Here is a 15822-nt window from a genome sequence, read left to right on the forward strand (position 1 = left end):
GCGCCCGATCCGGCTCGTTATTCTAGCATCGGATTTCTCCGAAGAATGGATTCCACTTTTCGGTCCGATGCTCTGGGAGTGCTGCAGATGCAAGGACATGCCCCGTGACCTACTGCGCCGGAATCCTTGTGCAGGATGGCCTCGTCATGATCGCCGATACCCGCACCAATGCCGGGCTGGACGACATCTCGACCTTCCGTAAGCTCCATGTCTTCTCATGGCCGGGGGACCGCAACTTCGGTCTGATGACCGCCGGCAACCTCTCGATCACCCAGTCGGTGGTGAGCTTCCTGCACGAAGGCCTGCCAAACCCCGAGACCGGCGAGATCGACACCCTGCACAATGCGAGCTCGATGTTCCGTGCCGCCCAACTCGTCGGGCGCTGCATTCGCCATGTCCGCGAGATCGACGGCACGGCCCTCGAGGAAGCGCGGGTCAAGTTCGACATCTCGATGCTGTTCGGTGGGCAGATCAAGGGGCAGCCGATGCGGCTCTTCATGGTTTATGGCGCAGGCAACTTCATCGAATGCGGCGTAGACGCGCCCTTCCTGCAAATCGGCGAACACAAATACGGCAAGCCGATTCTCGACCGCGCCGTGACCTTCAAGACGCATCTCTACGACGCCCTCAAGGTCGGATTGATTTCGATGGATTCGACGATGCGCTCCAATCTCGGCGTCGGTTTGCCGATCGACCTGCTCGTCATGCGGCGGGACGCCGACGATCTCGAACTCAACAGGCGGATCGAGGCCGGAGAACCCTATTTCCACGATTTGCGCGAGCGCTGGTCCGCCGCACTGCGGGCTGCCCATATGGCGATTCCGCGCCCACCTTACGCTCCATCCGACTCTTGACGCCGTCGGGTGGCAACGGGATATCAATAATTCGGGCTTTAAGTCGTCCGAACGACCTGCCTTGGATAACGAATGCTGCAACCGTTTGCCGCGAAGATGACGAACGCGGGTGCCTCCGCTCGTATGTTCGCGAGCACGGTGGTGACACTCGGCTGCGCGTTCCTGCTCCTGATGGCTGCCGGCATCGGCGTGGTCATCGCGATCACCCGCGAAGCCAATCGCCTCGAGGTGCAGCGTCAGGCCGAACGGATCGAGGCGGCCTTCAACGCCCAGATCAAGGTCAACGAATTGCGCCTGCAGGGCCTGACTACGGCCGGCGAGCTGCCGGATGCGTTGGAAGCGGATGACCCGAAACCTGCGCTCCAGGCCGCCTTCAAACGCCTGCGCAGTCAGTTCGCCGATTTCGACGGGGCTTTTATCGCATCCGCGGGCGGCACCGTGCTGGCCGGCATCGAAACGAACACGCAGCTGGGCCGGGCGGGGACGGAAGGGCCGCGCCATCTCGATCTGTTCCTTCGCAGTGCCAGGGAAGTTCCGCTCCCCATAGGCCAGGGCGAGGACAGCCTTCCGCAGCCCGGAACCTCGCGCTCGGCCATCGTGCGGGACCGCGACGAAACCCTGATGCTGACCGCCGTCAATCTTTCGCGCGCCATACCGCTGGGCACGGCGAATATGCCCGAAGCGCTGCTTCTCATTGCCTATCGGCATATCTCGACAAGCCTTTTGGCCGAGCTGTCCGACCGCTATCGCATCGCCGACATCCGATTGATCGCCGCCCAGCCCAGCGACGGACACAACGGGTTGGCATTGCAGGCGCCCGACGGGACGGTTTCCGGTTGGCTGAGCTGGACGCCGACTCGCCCCGGCGACGTCATGCTGCACCGGTTCCTCTGGGCCCTGATCGCAGTGGCGTTGCTGTTTTCGGCGATCTTCATCTTCGTCGTTCAGCGCCTGCGCGCCGCTGCCGGGCAGATCGAACTGCGCGAGCGCCAGATCCAGCGCCTCGCGGGGCAGGACGAGCTCTCGCTCCTGCCGAACCGGCGCAGCTTCGACCTGACTCTGGACCAGACTCTCGCCGATCTGCAGCAGGACGGCCGGACTCTCGCCGTGATGCTGATCGATCTCGATCGCTTCAAGGCGGTCAACGATACCTATGGCCATACGGCGGGCGACGAACTGATCCGTCAGGTCGCCACGCGGCTCGCGAGCTCCGTACAGGCTGAGGACACGGTCGCCCGCATCGGCGGCGACGAGTTCGGCATCATCCAGACGCAGGCCACGCCTGCCCGCTGCACTGCGCTGGCGGAACGCATCCTTACGCGCCTCACCGAACCCTTCATCGTCATGGGCATCGAGGTCACGATCGGCTGCTCCATCGGTATCGCGATGGCTCCGCGCGACGGCAAGGATCGCGAGATGCTGCTGAAGCTGGCGGATACCGCGCTCTACCAGTCCAAGAACAATGGCCGGAATCGTTTCGCCTTCTTCGAAACGCAGATGAACCGATCCCTGCAACTCAAGCGGATGGTCGAGGACGACCTGCGCCGCGCCATCGAGAACGATGAGCTGACGCTGCATTACCAGCCGCAGGTTTCGGTTGATGGCTCCACTATCGTCGGCGTCGAGGCGCTGGTCCGCTGGCCGCACCCGGTGCATGGCATGATCCCGCCATCGGATTTCATCACCATCGCGGAGGAGCGTGGCCTGATCGTGCCGTTGAGCGAGTGGGTGCTTCGGCGTGCCTGCAGCGAAGCCCGGCGCTGGTCGGGCGTTCGACTCGCGGTCAACGTGTCGCCGATCCAGTTCCGCCACAAGGACTTCGTCGCCAACGTCATCCGCATCATCGAGGAGACGGATTTCGATCCGGCACAGCTGGAGCTCGAGCTCACCGAAGGCGTGCTGATCGAGGATGCCGATGCCGCCGAGACTGCGATGATGGATATTCGCGCGCATGGCGTCGGCCTGGCGCTCGACGATTTCGGCACCGGTTATTCGAGCCTGATCTATTTGCGGCGCTTCGCCTTCGACAAGATCAAGATCGACCGCTCCTTCCTCGAATACATGGAAGCGACCGGCGAATCCGCGATTTTGGTCCACTCCATGGCGCATCTCGGCCGCGCGCTTGGCCTGCGCGTCTGCGCCGAAGGCGTCGAGACCGCCGAGCAGCATCGTTTCCTGCAGGCGATCGGCTGCCACGAGCTGCAGGGCTTCCTGTTCTCGAAGGCCGTGCCCGCCCACGACATCGATCGGCTGCTGGATCTCAGCAACCCTTTTGCTGAAGTCCTCGTTGCCGCCTGAAATCCGTCTTCAGAACAGCAGCTCGTGGATGCCGCTGAAGATCGCATAGGCGAAACCGGCGCTGAGCAGCAGCCCCGCCGCACCGAAGACCGCACCGATGATGATCAGGACCCCGTCGCGCTCGACGAGGCCGAGCCCGACCAGACAGACGGCGAGACCGAGCGGTATCTGTCCGATGAAGGGCGCCGCGACGATCAGGCCCAGTGCCAGGACCAGCATCAGAAGCCCGAGTACCGGAACCGCGTAGGGACTGCCCAGCATCGTCAGGCGCGGCTTCGAAAAGCGTTCGAGCCGGACCAACGCCGGCAGCGCCCGCTCGACCGCACGATTGAGCTCTGGCTTGCCGATGCTGCGGGTGAGCAGAGCCTGCGGCAGCCAGGGCATCCGCCGGCCCATCAGCATCTGAAGGGCAATGAAGGCGAGGACCAGGCCGCAAACCAAGGGGATCGGCGGCGGCATCGGCAGGCAGTTCGGCAGGCCGAGTAGCACGACGAGCAGGGCGTAGGCCCGGTCCTGGAGTGCGGCGACGATCGTACCGACCGCGATCCGGTCCCCCGGCAGTCCGGCGAGCGCCGTCAGAAGTCCGGAGGTGCGCAGGGAAGATGACAAAGGAACAAAGGCCGTGCCGAAGCGGAAGCGCCCGCCTAGCACGGCCGGCAGCCGCCCAACAAGCACGCCGCACGCAGGCGTTCAATGCCGGGCGCTCAAGCCCCCTATGGGGACGGACCGAAAAGCGGAACCGGAAATCCGGAGAAATTCGACGCTCGCACAAAGGGATAGGCTGCCACCGCGCCTGCGGTGGGACGCGCAGCGATCTAGCGCAGCCGCCTCAGTGCAGCGTCAGCACGCCGTTCAGGTTGCGGATTTCGGCTGGCCGGATCAGTCGTGAATGCGCAACGGTGACCGAATGAAGCGGCCCATCGAGCTCACGCCGCCAGAAGGCGAGAAAATCGTGAAGCACCGGAAAGCGCGGCGCGAGGTCGTATTGCTGCCAGATATAGGTCTGCAATACGTGAAGATGATCCGGCATCCGGTAGAGAATCGTCGCCGTTGTCAGTCCGTAGCCTTCCAGCTGCTTGATGAAGTCTGCAGAGACCATCGTCACCTCCTGTCCCGAAACGGAATGAAAGCTTAGCCGGATACGTCGAGGCTGCTCCCCGTTGGTTAACAAAAGCTTGCAATTCTACTGCCAAACTGCTGCTATCCAAACTGATATCGTGGGTCGGCGCCCGCAATATCGCGTCGTTGGGGGGCGTGCGTGGCGTATGGCTCGAGTAAGGCCAAGCGGGCCGCGCTGGTGCTTGTCCTGACAACCCTTCCTCTTGATTTGCATGCGGAGGAGGAGGATCCCGACGAGCGCTCTCCCATATCGACGGTGATATTCGGCTCGATGGAAGCAGGGCCGACAAAAACCTTCGCCTCGGTCGGCATGAAGCGTGCCCTTGGCGGCGCGCTTGCCGGAAGCGGTTTCAGACTATTCCTCAAAGCCGGCACCTCTCAGGAGCAAACGCGGCGCCAGCCACCGAATGGCACCACCTACAAGGCCGAGTCATTGGCGATGTTGGGCTACGAATGGCGCGTCGGCAGTAGCTTTTTCGCGCTGTATGCCGGCTCCGACTTTGAAAGCGAGCAGCGCATCGAAGCCTTCGGCCCATCGTTGATCACGACGCGCTATGGGGCGCGGCTCCAGGCCGATCTTTGGGCGATACCTGCCGATGGCATGATGCTCCAGGCCAATGCCTATGCGTCCTCGGTCGATCATCGCCTCTGGGCACGCCTCGCGCCCGGTTGGCGAGTGCCGGCGGGGTTCTATGTCGGCCCTGAGGCAGAAGCCTATCGCGCGTCCGATTACCGCAAGTTACGGCTCGGACTCCATCTTACGGGACTGCGTCTCCTCGGCCTGGAATGGCGCCTCTCCGGCGGCTGGCAGAGAACAAGCGACCGCCCATCGGAGGCCTATGGCACGTTGGGACTGCACTGGTTGCGCTAGAGCGGGCGCAGCATCCACCAGTCGCAGAAGCATGGAATGCTCCCGATTCAGCCTTGCAACGCCCGCAAGGCCTCCGGCGTATCGACGTCGATGGCGATGGCCGGATCTTCGAATGCGACCTCGACCACGCGCTCGCCGGCCTCGTCGAGCAGGCGTCTCGCCCCGCGATCGCCCGTCAGCAGCGACACTGCCGGAAAGACCTCCCGCGCCAGCAGCACCGGGTTGCCGCGCTGCCCGAACAGCGTCGGCACGACGGCGAGCGCCTCCGGCCGCGCGCCATGCGCCTCGATCAGCCGTTCGATCACCTTCGGGGTCACGTTCGGCATGTCGCCGAGCGAAATCACCGCGCCCTGGACCTCGACAGGCAGGGCGGCGACGCCAGCCTTCAAAGAACTCGCCATGCCCGAGGCATAGTCGGGGTTGTGCACGATCCGGACAGGCAAATCCGCAAGGGCGGTTGCCACGGCATCCTGCTCGTGACCGGTGACGACCAGGACCGGCGACAGGCCGGCTTCGATTTGCGCCTCCACCGCGTGACGCAGGATCGGCTTGCCACGCAGCGGCTGGAGCAGCTTGTTGCGCGCGCCCATGCGCGTCGACTGCCCGGCAGCGAGAACGATGCCGGCGATCGGGCCGCCTTCCTCATGGCCGGGGGCGCGCGGTTGCGGCCGCGAGACGATCTCCATCAGCAACCCGCCGACGCCCATGCGCTGAACGTCCGAACGCCCAACCCGGAGCCCCGCGAGGCTGCGCTGCAGCACCCAGTCGAAGCTGTTTTCCTTCGGCGAGCGTGCACAACCCGGCGCCCCGATCACCGGCTTGCCTGCGAGCCTGCCGAGCATCAGCAGATTGCCGGGATCGACCGGCATGCCGAGATGTTCGACCTCCCCGCCGGCTTCCACCAGCGCCTGTGGAATGACGTCGCGCCGGTCGGTAATGGCCGAGGCACCGAACACCACGATGATGTCGGCTTTTCCGTTCGCCTGCTCGACAAGCGCAGCGGCGAGCGGCTGCGGCTCATGCGGAACACGCTTGTCGGCCGCCAGCACGGCCTGCGCCGGAGCCAGACGTTCCTCCATGATCCGCAGGGTCTTGTCGACGACGCTTGGCTTGAGGCCCGGCAGCAGGGTCGAGATCACCGCCACCCGCGACGGACGATAGGGTGCGATCGCGATGGCCGGCCCGGCACCGAGCGCCGCCAGCGCCTCCTCCATCTGCGTCTCGGCAACCGCATAGGGAATGATCTTCACCGTCGCGACGAGCTCACCTGCCACGACCGCCTTGAGCGCCGGCAGCGTCGCGACCGTGATCGCCTCGTCCACAGCATTGAACGCATCGATGGCGGCGACGTCGATCTTGAGAACGCCGGCCGTGGCCGCGAACATGTTGACCCGGCCCGTAAAGGGCAGATCGGCGGTGATGGCCTCGCCGGTCATCCGCGCGGCCAGGCGCTCGGCAGCCGCGTTCTCGCCGATATCGCCAGGCTCCAGCCGGACTGCGACAATCTCCTGGACACCGGCCTCCCGGAGCCGCGCCGCCAGCTCTGTCGTGATCGTGGCACCCTTCTTCACGGTCGCTCCGCCGGCGCGAATCGTATGCGCCGCGATGCAGCCGGCGGCATCGGCAATAGCGACAGGCCCGAATCTCATCTGCTGCGCCTCTCAGGCCGGCTTGCGGCGCGGGCCGCGCAAGGTCGAGACGATCTCCGCCAGGATCGCAAGCGCGATCTCCGCCGGCGAGACCGCTCCGATGTCGAGCCCGATCGGCGCGTGGATGCGCTCGATGGTTGCCGCATTGAAACCAGCCGCAGTCAGCCGCTCGACGCGCTTGCCATGGGTCTTCCGGCTGCCGAGCGCGCCAACATAGAAGCAGTCCGAGCGCAGCGCCGCCTCCAGCCCGGGATCGTCGATCTTCGGGTCATGGGTCAGGGCGACGAAGGCGGTGTAGCTGTCGAGGCCGATCCGGCCGATGGCCTCGTCCGGCCATTCCGCCAGCAAGTCGGTCTCTGGAAAGCGCTCGGGCGTCGCGAAGGCCGTGCGGGGGTCGATGATGACGAGGTCGAGCTCGAGCGTCCTGGCCATCGGCGCCATCGCCTGCGAGATATGGACGGCGCCGGTCACCACGATTCGCGGGTGCGGAGCCTGCACGGTCAGGAAGTGCTGCGCGCCCTCGACCTCGACCATGCCGCTCTTGCCCATGCGCAGCTGCCGTTCCAGCAGCTCGGCCAGCGGGTCCCCGGAAACCGCTGCGTGCTTGACGAGCCGCTGCGTACCGCCAGCGATGTCGGTCACGAGCACGGTGGCGCGGCGTGCCCGGCGCTCGGCATTGAGCGCCGCGAGAATGGAGAGATCCACGGACTCAGCCCCTGTCCACCGCGAGCTTCAGCCCGAGCCCGATCATCAGCGAGCCGCCGATCCAGCGCCCGAAAGCGAACCCCGCCCTGGTCTTCTTCATCGCGCCCACGACGAAGGAAGCGCCGAAGACCGTGAGGAGATCGGCCGAGGAGAAGGCGAAATTGACGATCATGCCGAGGATCAGGAACTGCGCCCAGACCGGGAGCGGGGCGGCCGGATCGACGAACTGCGGCAAGAGCGCGATGAAGAACAGCGCAACCTTCGGGTTCAGGATCTCGACGATGAAGGAATCGAGCAGCGCGCGCTTCACCGTCTTCGGCGGCGCGACAGGCTGATCGGGCGCGCCCAGGCGCGAGCGGATCATGCCGATGCCGATCCAGACCAGATAGATCGCACCGGCGATCTTCACTGCCATGAACAGTTCCGGCACATGCTTGAACACGGCCGACAGGCCGAAGGCGGCGGCGAAGACGTGGACATAACAGCCGAGATGGATGCCGAGCATCGCCATCAGGCCGGCCTTGCGGCCATGGCTGATCGTCTGGGCGGCCGTGTAGAGCAGCGCCGGCCCCGGAAAATAGGCGACGAGGATCGTCACCGTCGCGAAGGCGATCAGCGTTTCCCAGGAGGCCATCTCAGTTCACCTTTTCGACATAGACCTTGATGCGCCCGCCGCAGGAGAGGCCGACCTTCCAGGCCGCCTCGTCGGCGACGCCGAATTCCAGCATGCGCGCCTTGCCGTCGGCGATCACGTCGGCGGCCTCGGCCACCACCGCGCCTTCGACACAGCCGCCCGAGACCGATCCGAGGAAATTGCCCTCGCCGTCGATGACGAGATGTGAGCCGACCGGGCGCGGCGCCGAGCCCCAGGTCTCGACCACCGTGGCGATCGCCACGTGCCGGCCACCGCGACTCCACTCCTCGGCAGCGCGCAGGATGTCGGTGTCGGTGCTGATCATCGCCGGGCCTTTCGCGAATGACGCGGAAACGGGTTCGATCTTATGCGCCAATGCCGCACTTGCGTCGAGCGGGCGGGGCAAAGCCGTTATGCGGTGCCTTTATATGTGCTAGCGCTCGGCTGAATTCAAACGCTCGAAGGCGAGGAAGCGATGCCCGTGACGGGCCAAGACGGTGGCGTCCTGCTGCACGGAATCCTGCGCCGCGCAGCCTCAATGCAGAAGCTCGAGCAGGCCCTCACGGCCGAGGGCTACCGTGTCCTCAATCTCGACTATCCCTCGCGCGAGCAGGACCTTGCGCAGATCGTCGACGGGCTGTCTGCCCCGATCACCGCCTTTGAGGCGGAGCTGACAGGAAACCTGCACTTCGTCACACATTCCATGGGTGGGCTCGTTGCCCGCGCCTATCTCAACCGCTGCCGCCCGAAGCGGCTCGGGCGCGTCGTCATGCTCGCGCCGCCGAACGAAGGCAGCGAGATCGCCGATCTGCTACGCCGGAACTGGCTCTACCGCAGCGCCTTCGGCCCGGCCGGCGGCCAGCTTGCGACGCAGCGCAGCGAGGAGCTGTGCCATCTGCTCGGCGAGGTCGACTATCCCCTCGGCGTCATCGCCGGCGACCGCTCGCTTTATGTCTTTGCGTCGCTGGTCCTGCCCGGCCCCAATGACGGACGCGTCTCGGTCGAGCGGACTCGCGTCGCCGGCATGAGTGACCACATCGTCCTGCCGACGAGCCATCCGCTGATCATGCGCGACCCGGAAGCCATGGCCCAGACCATCCACTTCCTGCGCCATGGTCGGTTCAGGCGATGAGCTTTGGCATCTGCGCCCGTTTCAGCCACAGGCGCGGATCGTTCTCGCGCCCGACGTCCCGCGACAGCGCCGCACAAAGATCTGCCATGGCGGCGAGATTATGGATCGGCCGGAACGAATCGACATGCGGCAGCATCGCCCGGATGCCGCTCGCCCGCGCCGCGAAGGCATCGTAGCGCAGCAGCGGGTTGAGCCAGACCAACTGCCGGCAGGAGCGATGCAGCCTGTCCATCTCGAAGGCTAAGCTGTCGTCGAGATGCCGCTCGAGCCCGTCGGTGAAGAGCAGCACCACCGCCCCGCCCGCCAGCACGCGCCGTGACCAGACGCGGTTGAACTCGTGCAGCGCCGCTGAGATGCGCGTGCCGCCCTCCCAGTCCGGCGCCGCCTTGCCGGCAAGCGCCAGCGCCTCGTCCGGATCGCGAGCCTTCAGCATCCGGGTGACGTTGGTCAATCGCGTACCGAAGACGAAGGAATGCACGCGCCGGCGCTTTTCAGTCAGCGCATGCAGAAAATGCAGGAAAATCCGCGAATACTCCGCCATCGAGCCGGAGATATCGACCAGCGCAACGATCGGCGGATGCATCTCGCGCCGCTCCCGGAAGGCGAGATCGATCGAGCCCCCGCCTCCCCGGAGCGACTGCCGGAGCGTCCGCCGCAGGTCGATCGTCCGTCCATGTGCCAGGGGCCTGAACCGTCGCATCGGCACGCTGTCGTCCGGCAGCCTCAGTTCGGCGATGAGTTGCTTGGCGCGCGCGATCTCCGACGCGGTCATCTGCGCGAAGTCGCGCGCCTTCAGCATCTCGCGATCCGAGACCGTCAACCGCGCCGTCAGCTCCGTCAGCTCGACCGGCGCCTCGTCCTCCCGCGCCGGCGGCGCGAAAGCCTCGGCCACGCGCAACGCCCCCGCCTCGGCCTTTTCCGGCTGGCTGTTGGCGCCGGGCGACACCGGCGACATCTGCGCCATGATCTTCTCGATCAGATTGCGCCGGCGCCAGAACAGCCGGAACGCCTGATCGTAGACCGGACTGTCCTCATGCTTCTTCACGAAGATCGCGTGCAGCGCCCAGTAGACGTCAGGGCGGTCGCCCAGCGCACCATCGCCCAAGGCCTCGACCGCCTCGACCACCGCCCCGGACCCGACCGGCAGCCCGGCCGCTCGCAAGGCACGCGCGAAATAGGCGACGTTCTCGGAAAGCTTGCCGGTCATCGCTGCCCGCCTGGCCTCCCGCAGCCCTCATCCTGAGGAGCCGCGGCACGCGGCGTCTCGAAGGATGATCCAGCACACCCCGGAGTCGTCTGGAGCATCCTTCGAGACGGCCCTGCGGGCCACCTCAGGGTGAGGGCGGCGGGTGACCTCAACCCCGCATCTCCGTCATGAACACCTTTTGGGCGACCTGCCAGCGACTCTCGATCTTCAACAGCGAGAGCAGATCGGTGAAGTAGCGCGGCGGCATCTGGCATTTGACCTTGACCAGCGCCAGCGTCGGCCCGACGAGATCGATCGTGAGAATATGGTCGTCGCGCTGCAGCCCCGCCGCCTGCGGCGAAGGCCGGTTGCGGACGAGATCGAGCCATTGATCGCGCGGAACGATCTGGATCGTGCCGTCCTCGCGGGCCGTGGTCAGCGCGCTGGTCGGGTGGAAGACATGTGCGAGCTTCTCGGCGTCGCCCTCATAGAGCCCGTCGAGATAGGTCCGCACCGTCGCTTCCACGGCCTTGATGTCTGCGTTCATGGCTTCCCCCTCACGCTTCTCCGCCGGAGAAAACTGCGGCCGGTGCAGCTAGCGCCCCGCCTCGGCCTTGGCCTGATCCAGCAGTTCCTTCACCTTGGAGCCCTGCATCGCCTGGATATCGTCCTGATACTTCAGCAGCGCGCCGAGCGTGTCGGAGACGATGGCCGGATCGAGCGCGACAGCGTCGAGCTCGATCAGAGCCGTCGCCCAGTCCAGCGTCTCGGCCACACCCGGTTGCTTGAACAGCTCCTCCTTGCGAATCGCCTGCACGAAGCCGACGACCTGCTTCGAGAGCTTGGCGGGCGCATCCGGCACCTTGGCCTTCAGAATGGCGAGTTCGCGCGCCGCATCGGGATAGCCGACCCAGTGATAGAGGCAGCGCCGCTTCAGCGCGTCATGGATCTCGCGGGTGCGGTTCGAGGTCAGGATCACGATCGGCGGCTCGGCCGCCTTCACCGTGCCGAATTCCGGAATCGTCACCTGTGCATCGGCCAGCACTTCGAGCAGGAAGGCTTCGAATGCCTCGTCGGTGCGGTCGAGCTCGTCGATGAGCAGGATCGGCGCCCCGCCATCCTGCGGCTCCAGCGCCTGCAGCAGCGGCCGCTTCACCAGATATTTCTCGGAGAAGATGTCGCCTTCCAGGCGCTCGCGATCCTCGGCGACCCCACCGGCCTCGGCGAGGCGGATCGCCATCATCTGCCCGGAATAGTTCCACTCATAGACGGCGGAGGCGAGGTCGAGCCCCTCATAGCATTGCAGCCGGATCAACCGCCGGCCCAGGCCCGCTGCAAGCACCTTGGCGATCTCGGTCTTGCCGGTGCCAGCCTCCCCCTCCAGCAGCAGCGGCCGCTTCATCCGCAGCGCCAGGAACAGCACGGTCGCTAGCGCGCGGTCGGCGACATAACCCTGCGACTGCAGCAGGGTCAGTGTGGCGTCGATCGAGACGGGGATAGGGGAAGCGTTGAGCATGACCGATTTCTATCGCGACGGGCAGATTGAAGGAAGGCGCGGAGCGCACGGCCACGCTGCTGACATGGCAGGGCGGTAAGCAAGTCCAGACTCGCTATGCCTGAACGACGGAGCGCAGATCATGACCACCGATCAGATCGCCAAGGACTTCGTTGCCCTGCTCAAGGAGGGCAAGCACCACGAGGCCGCCAACCGCTTCAACGCCGACGACATCGTCAGCTACGAGAACATGCCCGGCCCGATGGCCGTCTGCCGCGGCAAGGAAGCCGTCAGGCAGAAGGGCGAGTGGTGGGTCGCGAACCACGAGATGCACGACTTCAGCAGCGAAGGCCCTTATCTCAACGGCGACCAGTTCGCCGTCCGCTTCCATGTCGACGTCACCGTCAAGGAGACCGGCGAACGCCGCGTGATGGACGAGGTCGGTCTCTACACCGTCGAGAACGGCCGGATCGTCGAGGAACGCTTCTTCTACTGAAGCGTCTCCGTAGATCGTCATTCTCGGGCAGCACGATGCGCTGGCCCGAGAATCTCCTCCCGGAAGAGGCGCCTGCCCTTCACGAGACGCTCGGGGCAAGCCCGAGCATGACGGCATGCGCCGCAACGCCTCGGACAAACCCTCGGCCGTCAGCCCGCCTTCGCCGTCGCCTGCGCGACGGCTTGCTTGGCCATGGAGCCGATCAGGTGGGCGCGGTACTCGGGGTCGGCGTGAATGTCGCCGTTGATGCCATCAGCCGTGTGCTTGAGGCCCTCAAGCGATTTCGGCGCGAAGCGCGCCTTGAGCGCCGCTTCAGCCTCGGGCCAGCGAAACACGCCGCCCTCGCCCGCCCCCGTCACCGCAACGCGGATCTCGCTGCCGCGCTTGGCAACGAAGACGCCGACCATGGCGTAGCGCGAGGCAGGGTTGCGGAACTTGGCGTAGCCCGCCTTCGAGGCGAGCGGGAACGTGACCTTGGTGATGATCTCGCCCTCTTCCAGCGCCGTCTCGTAGAGCCCGGTGAAGAACTCCTCGGCCGTCAGCTTGCGCTTGTTGGTGACGACCGTGGCGCCCAGCGCCAGAAGCGCCGCCGGATAATCAGCCGCCGGGTCGTTGTTGGCGACCGAGCCGCCGATCGTGCCGCGGTGGCGCACATGCGGGTCGCCGATATGGCCGGCAAGGAAGGCGAGCGCCGGAATGGCTTCCTGCACCTCCGCCGAGCCAGCGACCTCGGCATGGGTGGTCATCGCGCCGATGACGAGGTTGCGACCCTTGCGAGCGATGCCTTTGAGATCGGCGCAAGCCCCGAGATCGACGAGCGCGGAGGGCGAAGCCAGCCGCTGCTTCATCGTCGGCAGCAAAGTGTGGCCGCCGGCCAGGAGCTTGGCCTCCTCCTTCTTGGCGAGCAGCGTCGCCGCCTGCCGGGCGCTGGTGGGCTTGTGATAGGTGAAAGCGTACATGTGCTCTTCCTTTCAGCTCACTCGGCCGCCATGCGGCTGATCGACTTCTGCGCCGCACGCCACACTGCCTGTGGCGTGGCGGGCATCGCGATGTCCTCATGGCCGAGCGCGTCGGTGATGGCGTTGATGACGGCGGGCGGTGATGCGATGGCTCCGGCCTCACCGCAGCCCTTGATGCCGAGCGGGTTCGACGGGCACGGCGTCACCGTCATGCCGACATCGAAGGACGGCAGGTCGTCGGCGCGCGGCATGCAGTAATCCATGAAGCTCGCGGTCACGAGCTGGCCGTCGCCATTGTAGCGGGCACCTTCGAGCAGCGCCTGGCCGACGCCCTGGGCGATGCCGCCATGGACCTGCCCCTCGACGATCATCGGGTTGATGACGTTGCCGAAATCGTCGACGGCCGCCCAGCGATCGATCCTGGTGATGCCCGTTTCCGGGTCGATCTCGACCTCGCAGATATGAACGCCGGCCGGGAAGGTAAAATTCGTCGGGTCGTAGAACGCCCCCTCCTTCAGCCCCGGCTCCAGCTCATGCCCGTTGAACTTGTGCGCAACATAGGCCTGCAGCGCGCAGGAGCCGAAATCGAGCTTCCGGTCCGTACCCTTCACCGCGAAATGCCCATCGGCGAAGTCGATATCGGCCTCGTCGGCCTCCAGCACATGAGCGGCGACCTTCTTGCCCTTGGCGATGACCTTGTCGAGCGCCTTGAAGATCGCGGACATGCCGACCGCGCCGGAGCGCGAACCATAGGTGCCCATGCCCATCTGCACCTTGTCGGTGTCGCCATGGATGATCGATACATTGTCGATGGGGATGCCGAGCCGGTCGCTGACGAGCTGCGCGAAGGTCGTCTCATGGCCCTGGCCATGGCTGTGCGAGCCTGTCAGCACCTCGACCGTCCCGACCGGATTGACCCGGACCTCGGCCGATTCCCACAAGCCGACGCCCGCGCCGAGCGAGCCCACCGCCGCCGAAGGCGCGATGCCGCAAGCCTCGATATAGGAGGAGAAGCCGATGCCCCGCAGCTTGCCGGCGCGGGCGGAGTCGCGCTTGCGCTTGCCCAGCCCTTTGTAGTCGATCATCTCCAGCGCCTTCTTCAGCGAGGCGCCGTAATTGCCAGTGTCGTACATCATGATGACCGGCGTCTGGTGCGGGAACTTCTTGATGTAGTTCTGCATCCGGAACTTCGCCGGGTCCTTGCCGAGTTGGCGCGCCGTGATCTCGATCAGGCGCTCGACCACGAAGGTCGCCTCCGGCCGCCCGGCGCCGCGATAGGCGTCCACGGGGGCGGTGTTGGTGTAGACCGCGTCGACCTCGCAATAGATCGCCGGGATGTCGTACTGCCCCGACAGCAGCGGCGCGTAGAGATAGGTCGGCACCGACGACGAGAAGGTCGAGAGATAGGCGCCGAGATTGGCCGTGGTGTGGACCTTCATACCGAGGATCTTGCCCTCGCCATCGGTTGCCAGCTCCGCATGGGTGACATGGTCGCGGCCATGCGCGTCGGAGAGGAAAGCTTCAGTGCGATCCGCCGTCCATTTCACCGGCCGCCCGACCTTCTTCGCCGCCCAGACGCAGACTGTCTCCTCGGCATAGATGAAGATCTTCGAGCCGAAGCCGCCGCCGACATCCGGCGCGATCACGCGCAGTTTGTTCTCCGGTGCGATACCGATGAAGGCTGAGAGCACGAGCCGCGCCACATGCGGATTCTGGCTCGTCGTAAAGAGCGTAAAGACGCCGTCGCCGGCGTCGTAGTCGCCGACCGCAGCACGCGGCTCCATCGCGTTGGGCACGAGCCGATTGTTGACGAGATCGAGCTGGGTGACGTGTTTGGCCGCCTTGAAGGCCTTCTCGGTCGCGTCCTTGTCGCCGAGATGCCAGTTGAACACCGTATTGTCCGGCGCCTCGTCATGGATCGCGGTCTTGGCGCCCGCGGCCTTGGCGGTGTCGACCACCGCCGGCAGCTCCTGATAATCGACCACGATAGCCTCGGCGGCGTCCTTCGCCTGCGCCAGTGTTTCGGCCACCACCACGGCGACATGGTCGCCGACGTAGCGCACCTTGCCCTGGGCGAGCGCCGGATGCGGGCCGGCGCGCATCGGCGAGCCGTCCTTGTTGTGGATCATCCAGCCGCAGATCAGCCCGCCGACCTTGTCGGCGGCGAGATCGGCGCCGGTGAAGATGCCGAGCACGCCCGGCATCGCCGCGGCGGCCTTGGTGTCGATCGACCCGATCTTGGCATGCGCATGGGGCGAGCGCAGGAAATAGGCGTGGGCTTGCCCCGGACGATTGACGTCGTCGGTATAGCGGCCCTGGCCGGTGATGAAACGATGATCTTCCTTGCGACGGACTGCGGCGCCGATTCCGGTAACGGACATGGTGTTCCCTCCTCGCACGGCGCCTCTGGCGGACGCCTCACTG

The 15822-nt window shown here is 65.7% G+C and carries 16 protein-coding genes; 5 read left to right on the forward strand and 11 right to left on the reverse strand.

The genetic code is table 11. The features are described 5' to 3' along the window. Positions 1 to 104 precede the first annotated feature (104 nt). Entirely contained in the window at positions 105 to 854 is a 750-nt protein-coding gene (locus AB4Z16_RS19340; RefSeq protein WP_441512964.1) for a proteasome-type protease, read from the forward strand. Between the two features lie 72 nt (positions 855 to 926). Then, positions 927 to 3152 (forward strand): putative bifunctional diguanylate cyclase/phosphodiesterase, encoded by a 2226-nt coding sequence (locus tag AB4Z16_RS19345; RefSeq protein WP_441512965.1) that lies wholly within the window; start codon positions 927 to 929, stop codon positions 3150 to 3152. A 9-nt stretch (positions 3153 to 3161) separates the two neighbouring features. On the opposite strand, the gene AB4Z16_RS19350 is transcribed toward AB4Z16_RS19345, so the two are convergent. Both AB4Z16_RS19350 and AB4Z16_RS19355 read right to left on the reverse strand, forming a co-directional pair. Next, positions 3162 to 3761: an exopolysaccharide biosynthesis protein gene (locus tag AB4Z16_RS19350; protein WP_441512966.1), complete on the reverse strand. Its 600-nt coding sequence runs from the start codon at positions 3759 to 3761 to the stop codon at positions 3162 to 3164. A 220-nt stretch (positions 3762 to 3981) separates the two neighbouring features. After that, complete coding sequence (locus AB4Z16_RS19355) at positions 3982 to 4251, reverse strand: usg protein (RefSeq protein WP_441513086.1); 270 nt, start codon at positions 4249 to 4251, stop codon at positions 3982 to 3984. Between the two features lie 198 nt (positions 4252 to 4449). Here AB4Z16_RS19355 and bcsS point away from each other — a divergent pair, with 198 nt between their 5' ends. Then, positions 4450 to 5142 carry a cellulose biosynthesis protein BcsS gene (gene bcsS / locus AB4Z16_RS19360; protein WP_441512967.1) on the forward strand — a complete coding sequence of 231 codons (693 nt, stop codon included), beginning with the start codon at positions 4450 to 4452 and terminating at the stop codon, positions 5140 to 5142. Positions 5143 to 5189: 47 nt separating this feature from the next. Here bcsS and AB4Z16_RS19365 read toward each other — a convergent pair whose 3' ends face one another. From AB4Z16_RS19365 to AB4Z16_RS19380, 4 genes are read right to left on the reverse strand one after another with little or no spacing between them, the layout of a single operon-like run. After that, positions 5190 to 6791 carry an NTP transferase domain-containing protein gene (locus AB4Z16_RS19365; protein WP_441512968.1) on the reverse strand — a complete coding sequence of 534 codons (1602 nt, stop codon included), beginning with the start codon at positions 6789 to 6791 and terminating at the stop codon, positions 5190 to 5192. 12 nt (positions 6792 to 6803) lie between these two features. Further along, positions 6804 to 7496 (reverse strand): XdhC family protein, encoded by a 693-nt coding sequence (locus AB4Z16_RS19370; RefSeq protein ID WP_441512969.1) that lies wholly within the window; start codon positions 7494 to 7496, stop codon positions 6804 to 6806. A gap of 4 nt (positions 7497 to 7500) precedes the next feature. After that, positions 7501 to 8130 (reverse strand): LysE family translocator, encoded by a 630-nt coding sequence (locus AB4Z16_RS19375; RefSeq protein ID WP_441512970.1) that lies wholly within the window; start codon positions 8128 to 8130, stop codon positions 7501 to 7503. A gap of 1 nt (position 8131) precedes the next feature. Beyond that, positions 8132 to 8455, reverse strand: coding sequence for an XdhC family protein (locus AB4Z16_RS19380; protein ID WP_441471672.1), 324 nt, complete (start codon positions 8453 to 8455; stop codon positions 8132 to 8134). Positions 8456 to 8605: 150 nt separating this feature from the next. Between AB4Z16_RS19380 and AB4Z16_RS19385 the strand changes: the two genes are divergently transcribed. After that, positions 8606 to 9262: an esterase/lipase family protein gene (locus AB4Z16_RS19385; RefSeq protein ID WP_441512971.1), complete on the forward strand. Its 657-nt coding sequence runs from the start codon at positions 8606 to 8608 to the stop codon at positions 9260 to 9262. Here the strand turns inward: AB4Z16_RS19385 and AB4Z16_RS19390 are convergent. The 3 genes from AB4Z16_RS19390 to AB4Z16_RS19400 form a co-directional block, all read right to left on the reverse strand. Then, positions 9252 to 10469, reverse strand: a complete 1218-nt coding sequence (locus AB4Z16_RS19390; RefSeq protein WP_441512972.1) for a vWA domain-containing protein — start codon at positions 10467 to 10469, stop codon at positions 9252 to 9254. The genes AB4Z16_RS19385 and AB4Z16_RS19390 overlap by 11 nt on opposite strands. Positions 10470 to 10617: 148 nt before the next feature. Then, a complete protein-coding gene (locus AB4Z16_RS19395) occupies positions 10618 to 10995 on the reverse strand; it encodes a nuclear transport factor 2 family protein (protein WP_441512973.1) in 378 nt (125 codons plus the stop codon). Positions 10996 to 11043: 48 nt separating this feature from the next. Then, entirely contained in the window at positions 11044 to 11964 is a 921-nt protein-coding gene (locus AB4Z16_RS19400) for an AAA family ATPase (protein WP_441512974.1), read from the reverse strand. Positions 11965 to 12085: 121 nt separating this feature from the next. Here AB4Z16_RS19400 and AB4Z16_RS19405 point away from each other — a divergent pair, with 121 nt between their 5' ends. Then, the gene (locus tag AB4Z16_RS19405; protein ID WP_441512975.1) at positions 12086 to 12439 is read left to right on the forward strand and encodes a SnoaL-like domain-containing protein; all 354 of its coding nucleotides are present in this window, start codon (positions 12086 to 12088) and stop codon (positions 12437 to 12439) included. A 149-nt stretch (positions 12440 to 12588) separates the two neighbouring features. On the opposite strand, the gene AB4Z16_RS19410 is transcribed toward AB4Z16_RS19405, so the two are convergent. Next, positions 12589 to 13398: an FAD binding domain-containing protein gene (locus AB4Z16_RS19410; protein WP_441512976.1), complete on the reverse strand. Its 810-nt coding sequence runs from the start codon at positions 13396 to 13398 to the stop codon at positions 12589 to 12591. 17 nt (positions 13399 to 13415) lie between these two features. Further along, complete coding sequence (locus tag AB4Z16_RS19415) at positions 13416 to 15779, reverse strand: xanthine dehydrogenase family protein molybdopterin-binding subunit (protein ID WP_441512977.1); 2364 nt, start codon at positions 15777 to 15779, stop codon at positions 13416 to 13418. Positions 15780 to 15822 lie beyond the last annotated feature (43 nt).

Source organism: Allobosea sp. TAF32, from assembly GCF_052113585.1.
Lineage (GTDB): Bacteria > Pseudomonadota > Alphaproteobacteria > Rhizobiales > Beijerinckiaceae > Allobosea.

Bases quoted from the DNA above. Each gene is read 5' to 3' on its own strand.
- AB4Z16_RS19345 (WP_441512965.1), top strand. From the start codon at position 927: ATGCTGCAACCGTTTGCCGCGAAGATGACGAACGCGGGTGCCTCCGCT.
- AB4Z16_RS19355 (WP_441513086.1), bottom strand. From the start codon at position 4,251: ATGGTCTCTGCAGACTTCATCAAGCAGCTGGAAGGCTACGGACTGACA.
- AB4Z16_RS19365 (WP_441512968.1), bottom strand. From the start codon at position 6,791: ATGAGATTCGGGCCTGTCGCTATTGCCGATGCCGCCGGCTGCATCGCG.
- AB4Z16_RS19375 (WP_441512970.1), bottom strand. From the start codon at position 8,130: ATGGCCTCCTGGGAAACGCTGATCGCCTTCGCGACGGTGACGATCCTC.
- AB4Z16_RS19380 (WP_441471672.1), bottom strand. From the start codon at position 8,455: ATGATCAGCACCGACACCGACATCCTGCGCGCTGCCGAGGAGTGGAGT.
- AB4Z16_RS19385 (WP_441512971.1), top strand. From the start codon at position 8,606: ATGCCCGTGACGGGCCAAGACGGTGGCGTCCTGCTGCACGGAATCCTG.
- AB4Z16_RS19390 (WP_441512972.1), bottom strand. From the start codon at position 10,469: ATGACCGGCAAGCTTTCCGAGAACGTCGCCTATTTCGCGCGTGCCTTG.
- AB4Z16_RS19395 (WP_441512973.1), bottom strand. From the start codon at position 10,995: ATGAACGCAGACATCAAGGCCGTGGAAGCGACGGTGCGGACCTATCTC.
- AB4Z16_RS19400 (WP_441512974.1), bottom strand. From the start codon at position 11,964: ATGCTCAACGCTTCCCCTATCCCCGTCTCGATCGACGCCACACTGACC.
- AB4Z16_RS19405 (WP_441512975.1), top strand. From the start codon at position 12,086: ATGACCACCGATCAGATCGCCAAGGACTTCGTTGCCCTGCTCAAGGAG.
- AB4Z16_RS19410 (WP_441512976.1), bottom strand. From the start codon at position 13,398: ATGTACGCTTTCACCTATCACAAGCCCACCAGCGCCCGGCAGGCGGCG.
- AB4Z16_RS19415 (WP_441512977.1), bottom strand. From the start codon at position 15,779: ATGTCCGTTACCGGAATCGGCGCCGCAGTCCGTCGCAAGGAAGATCAT.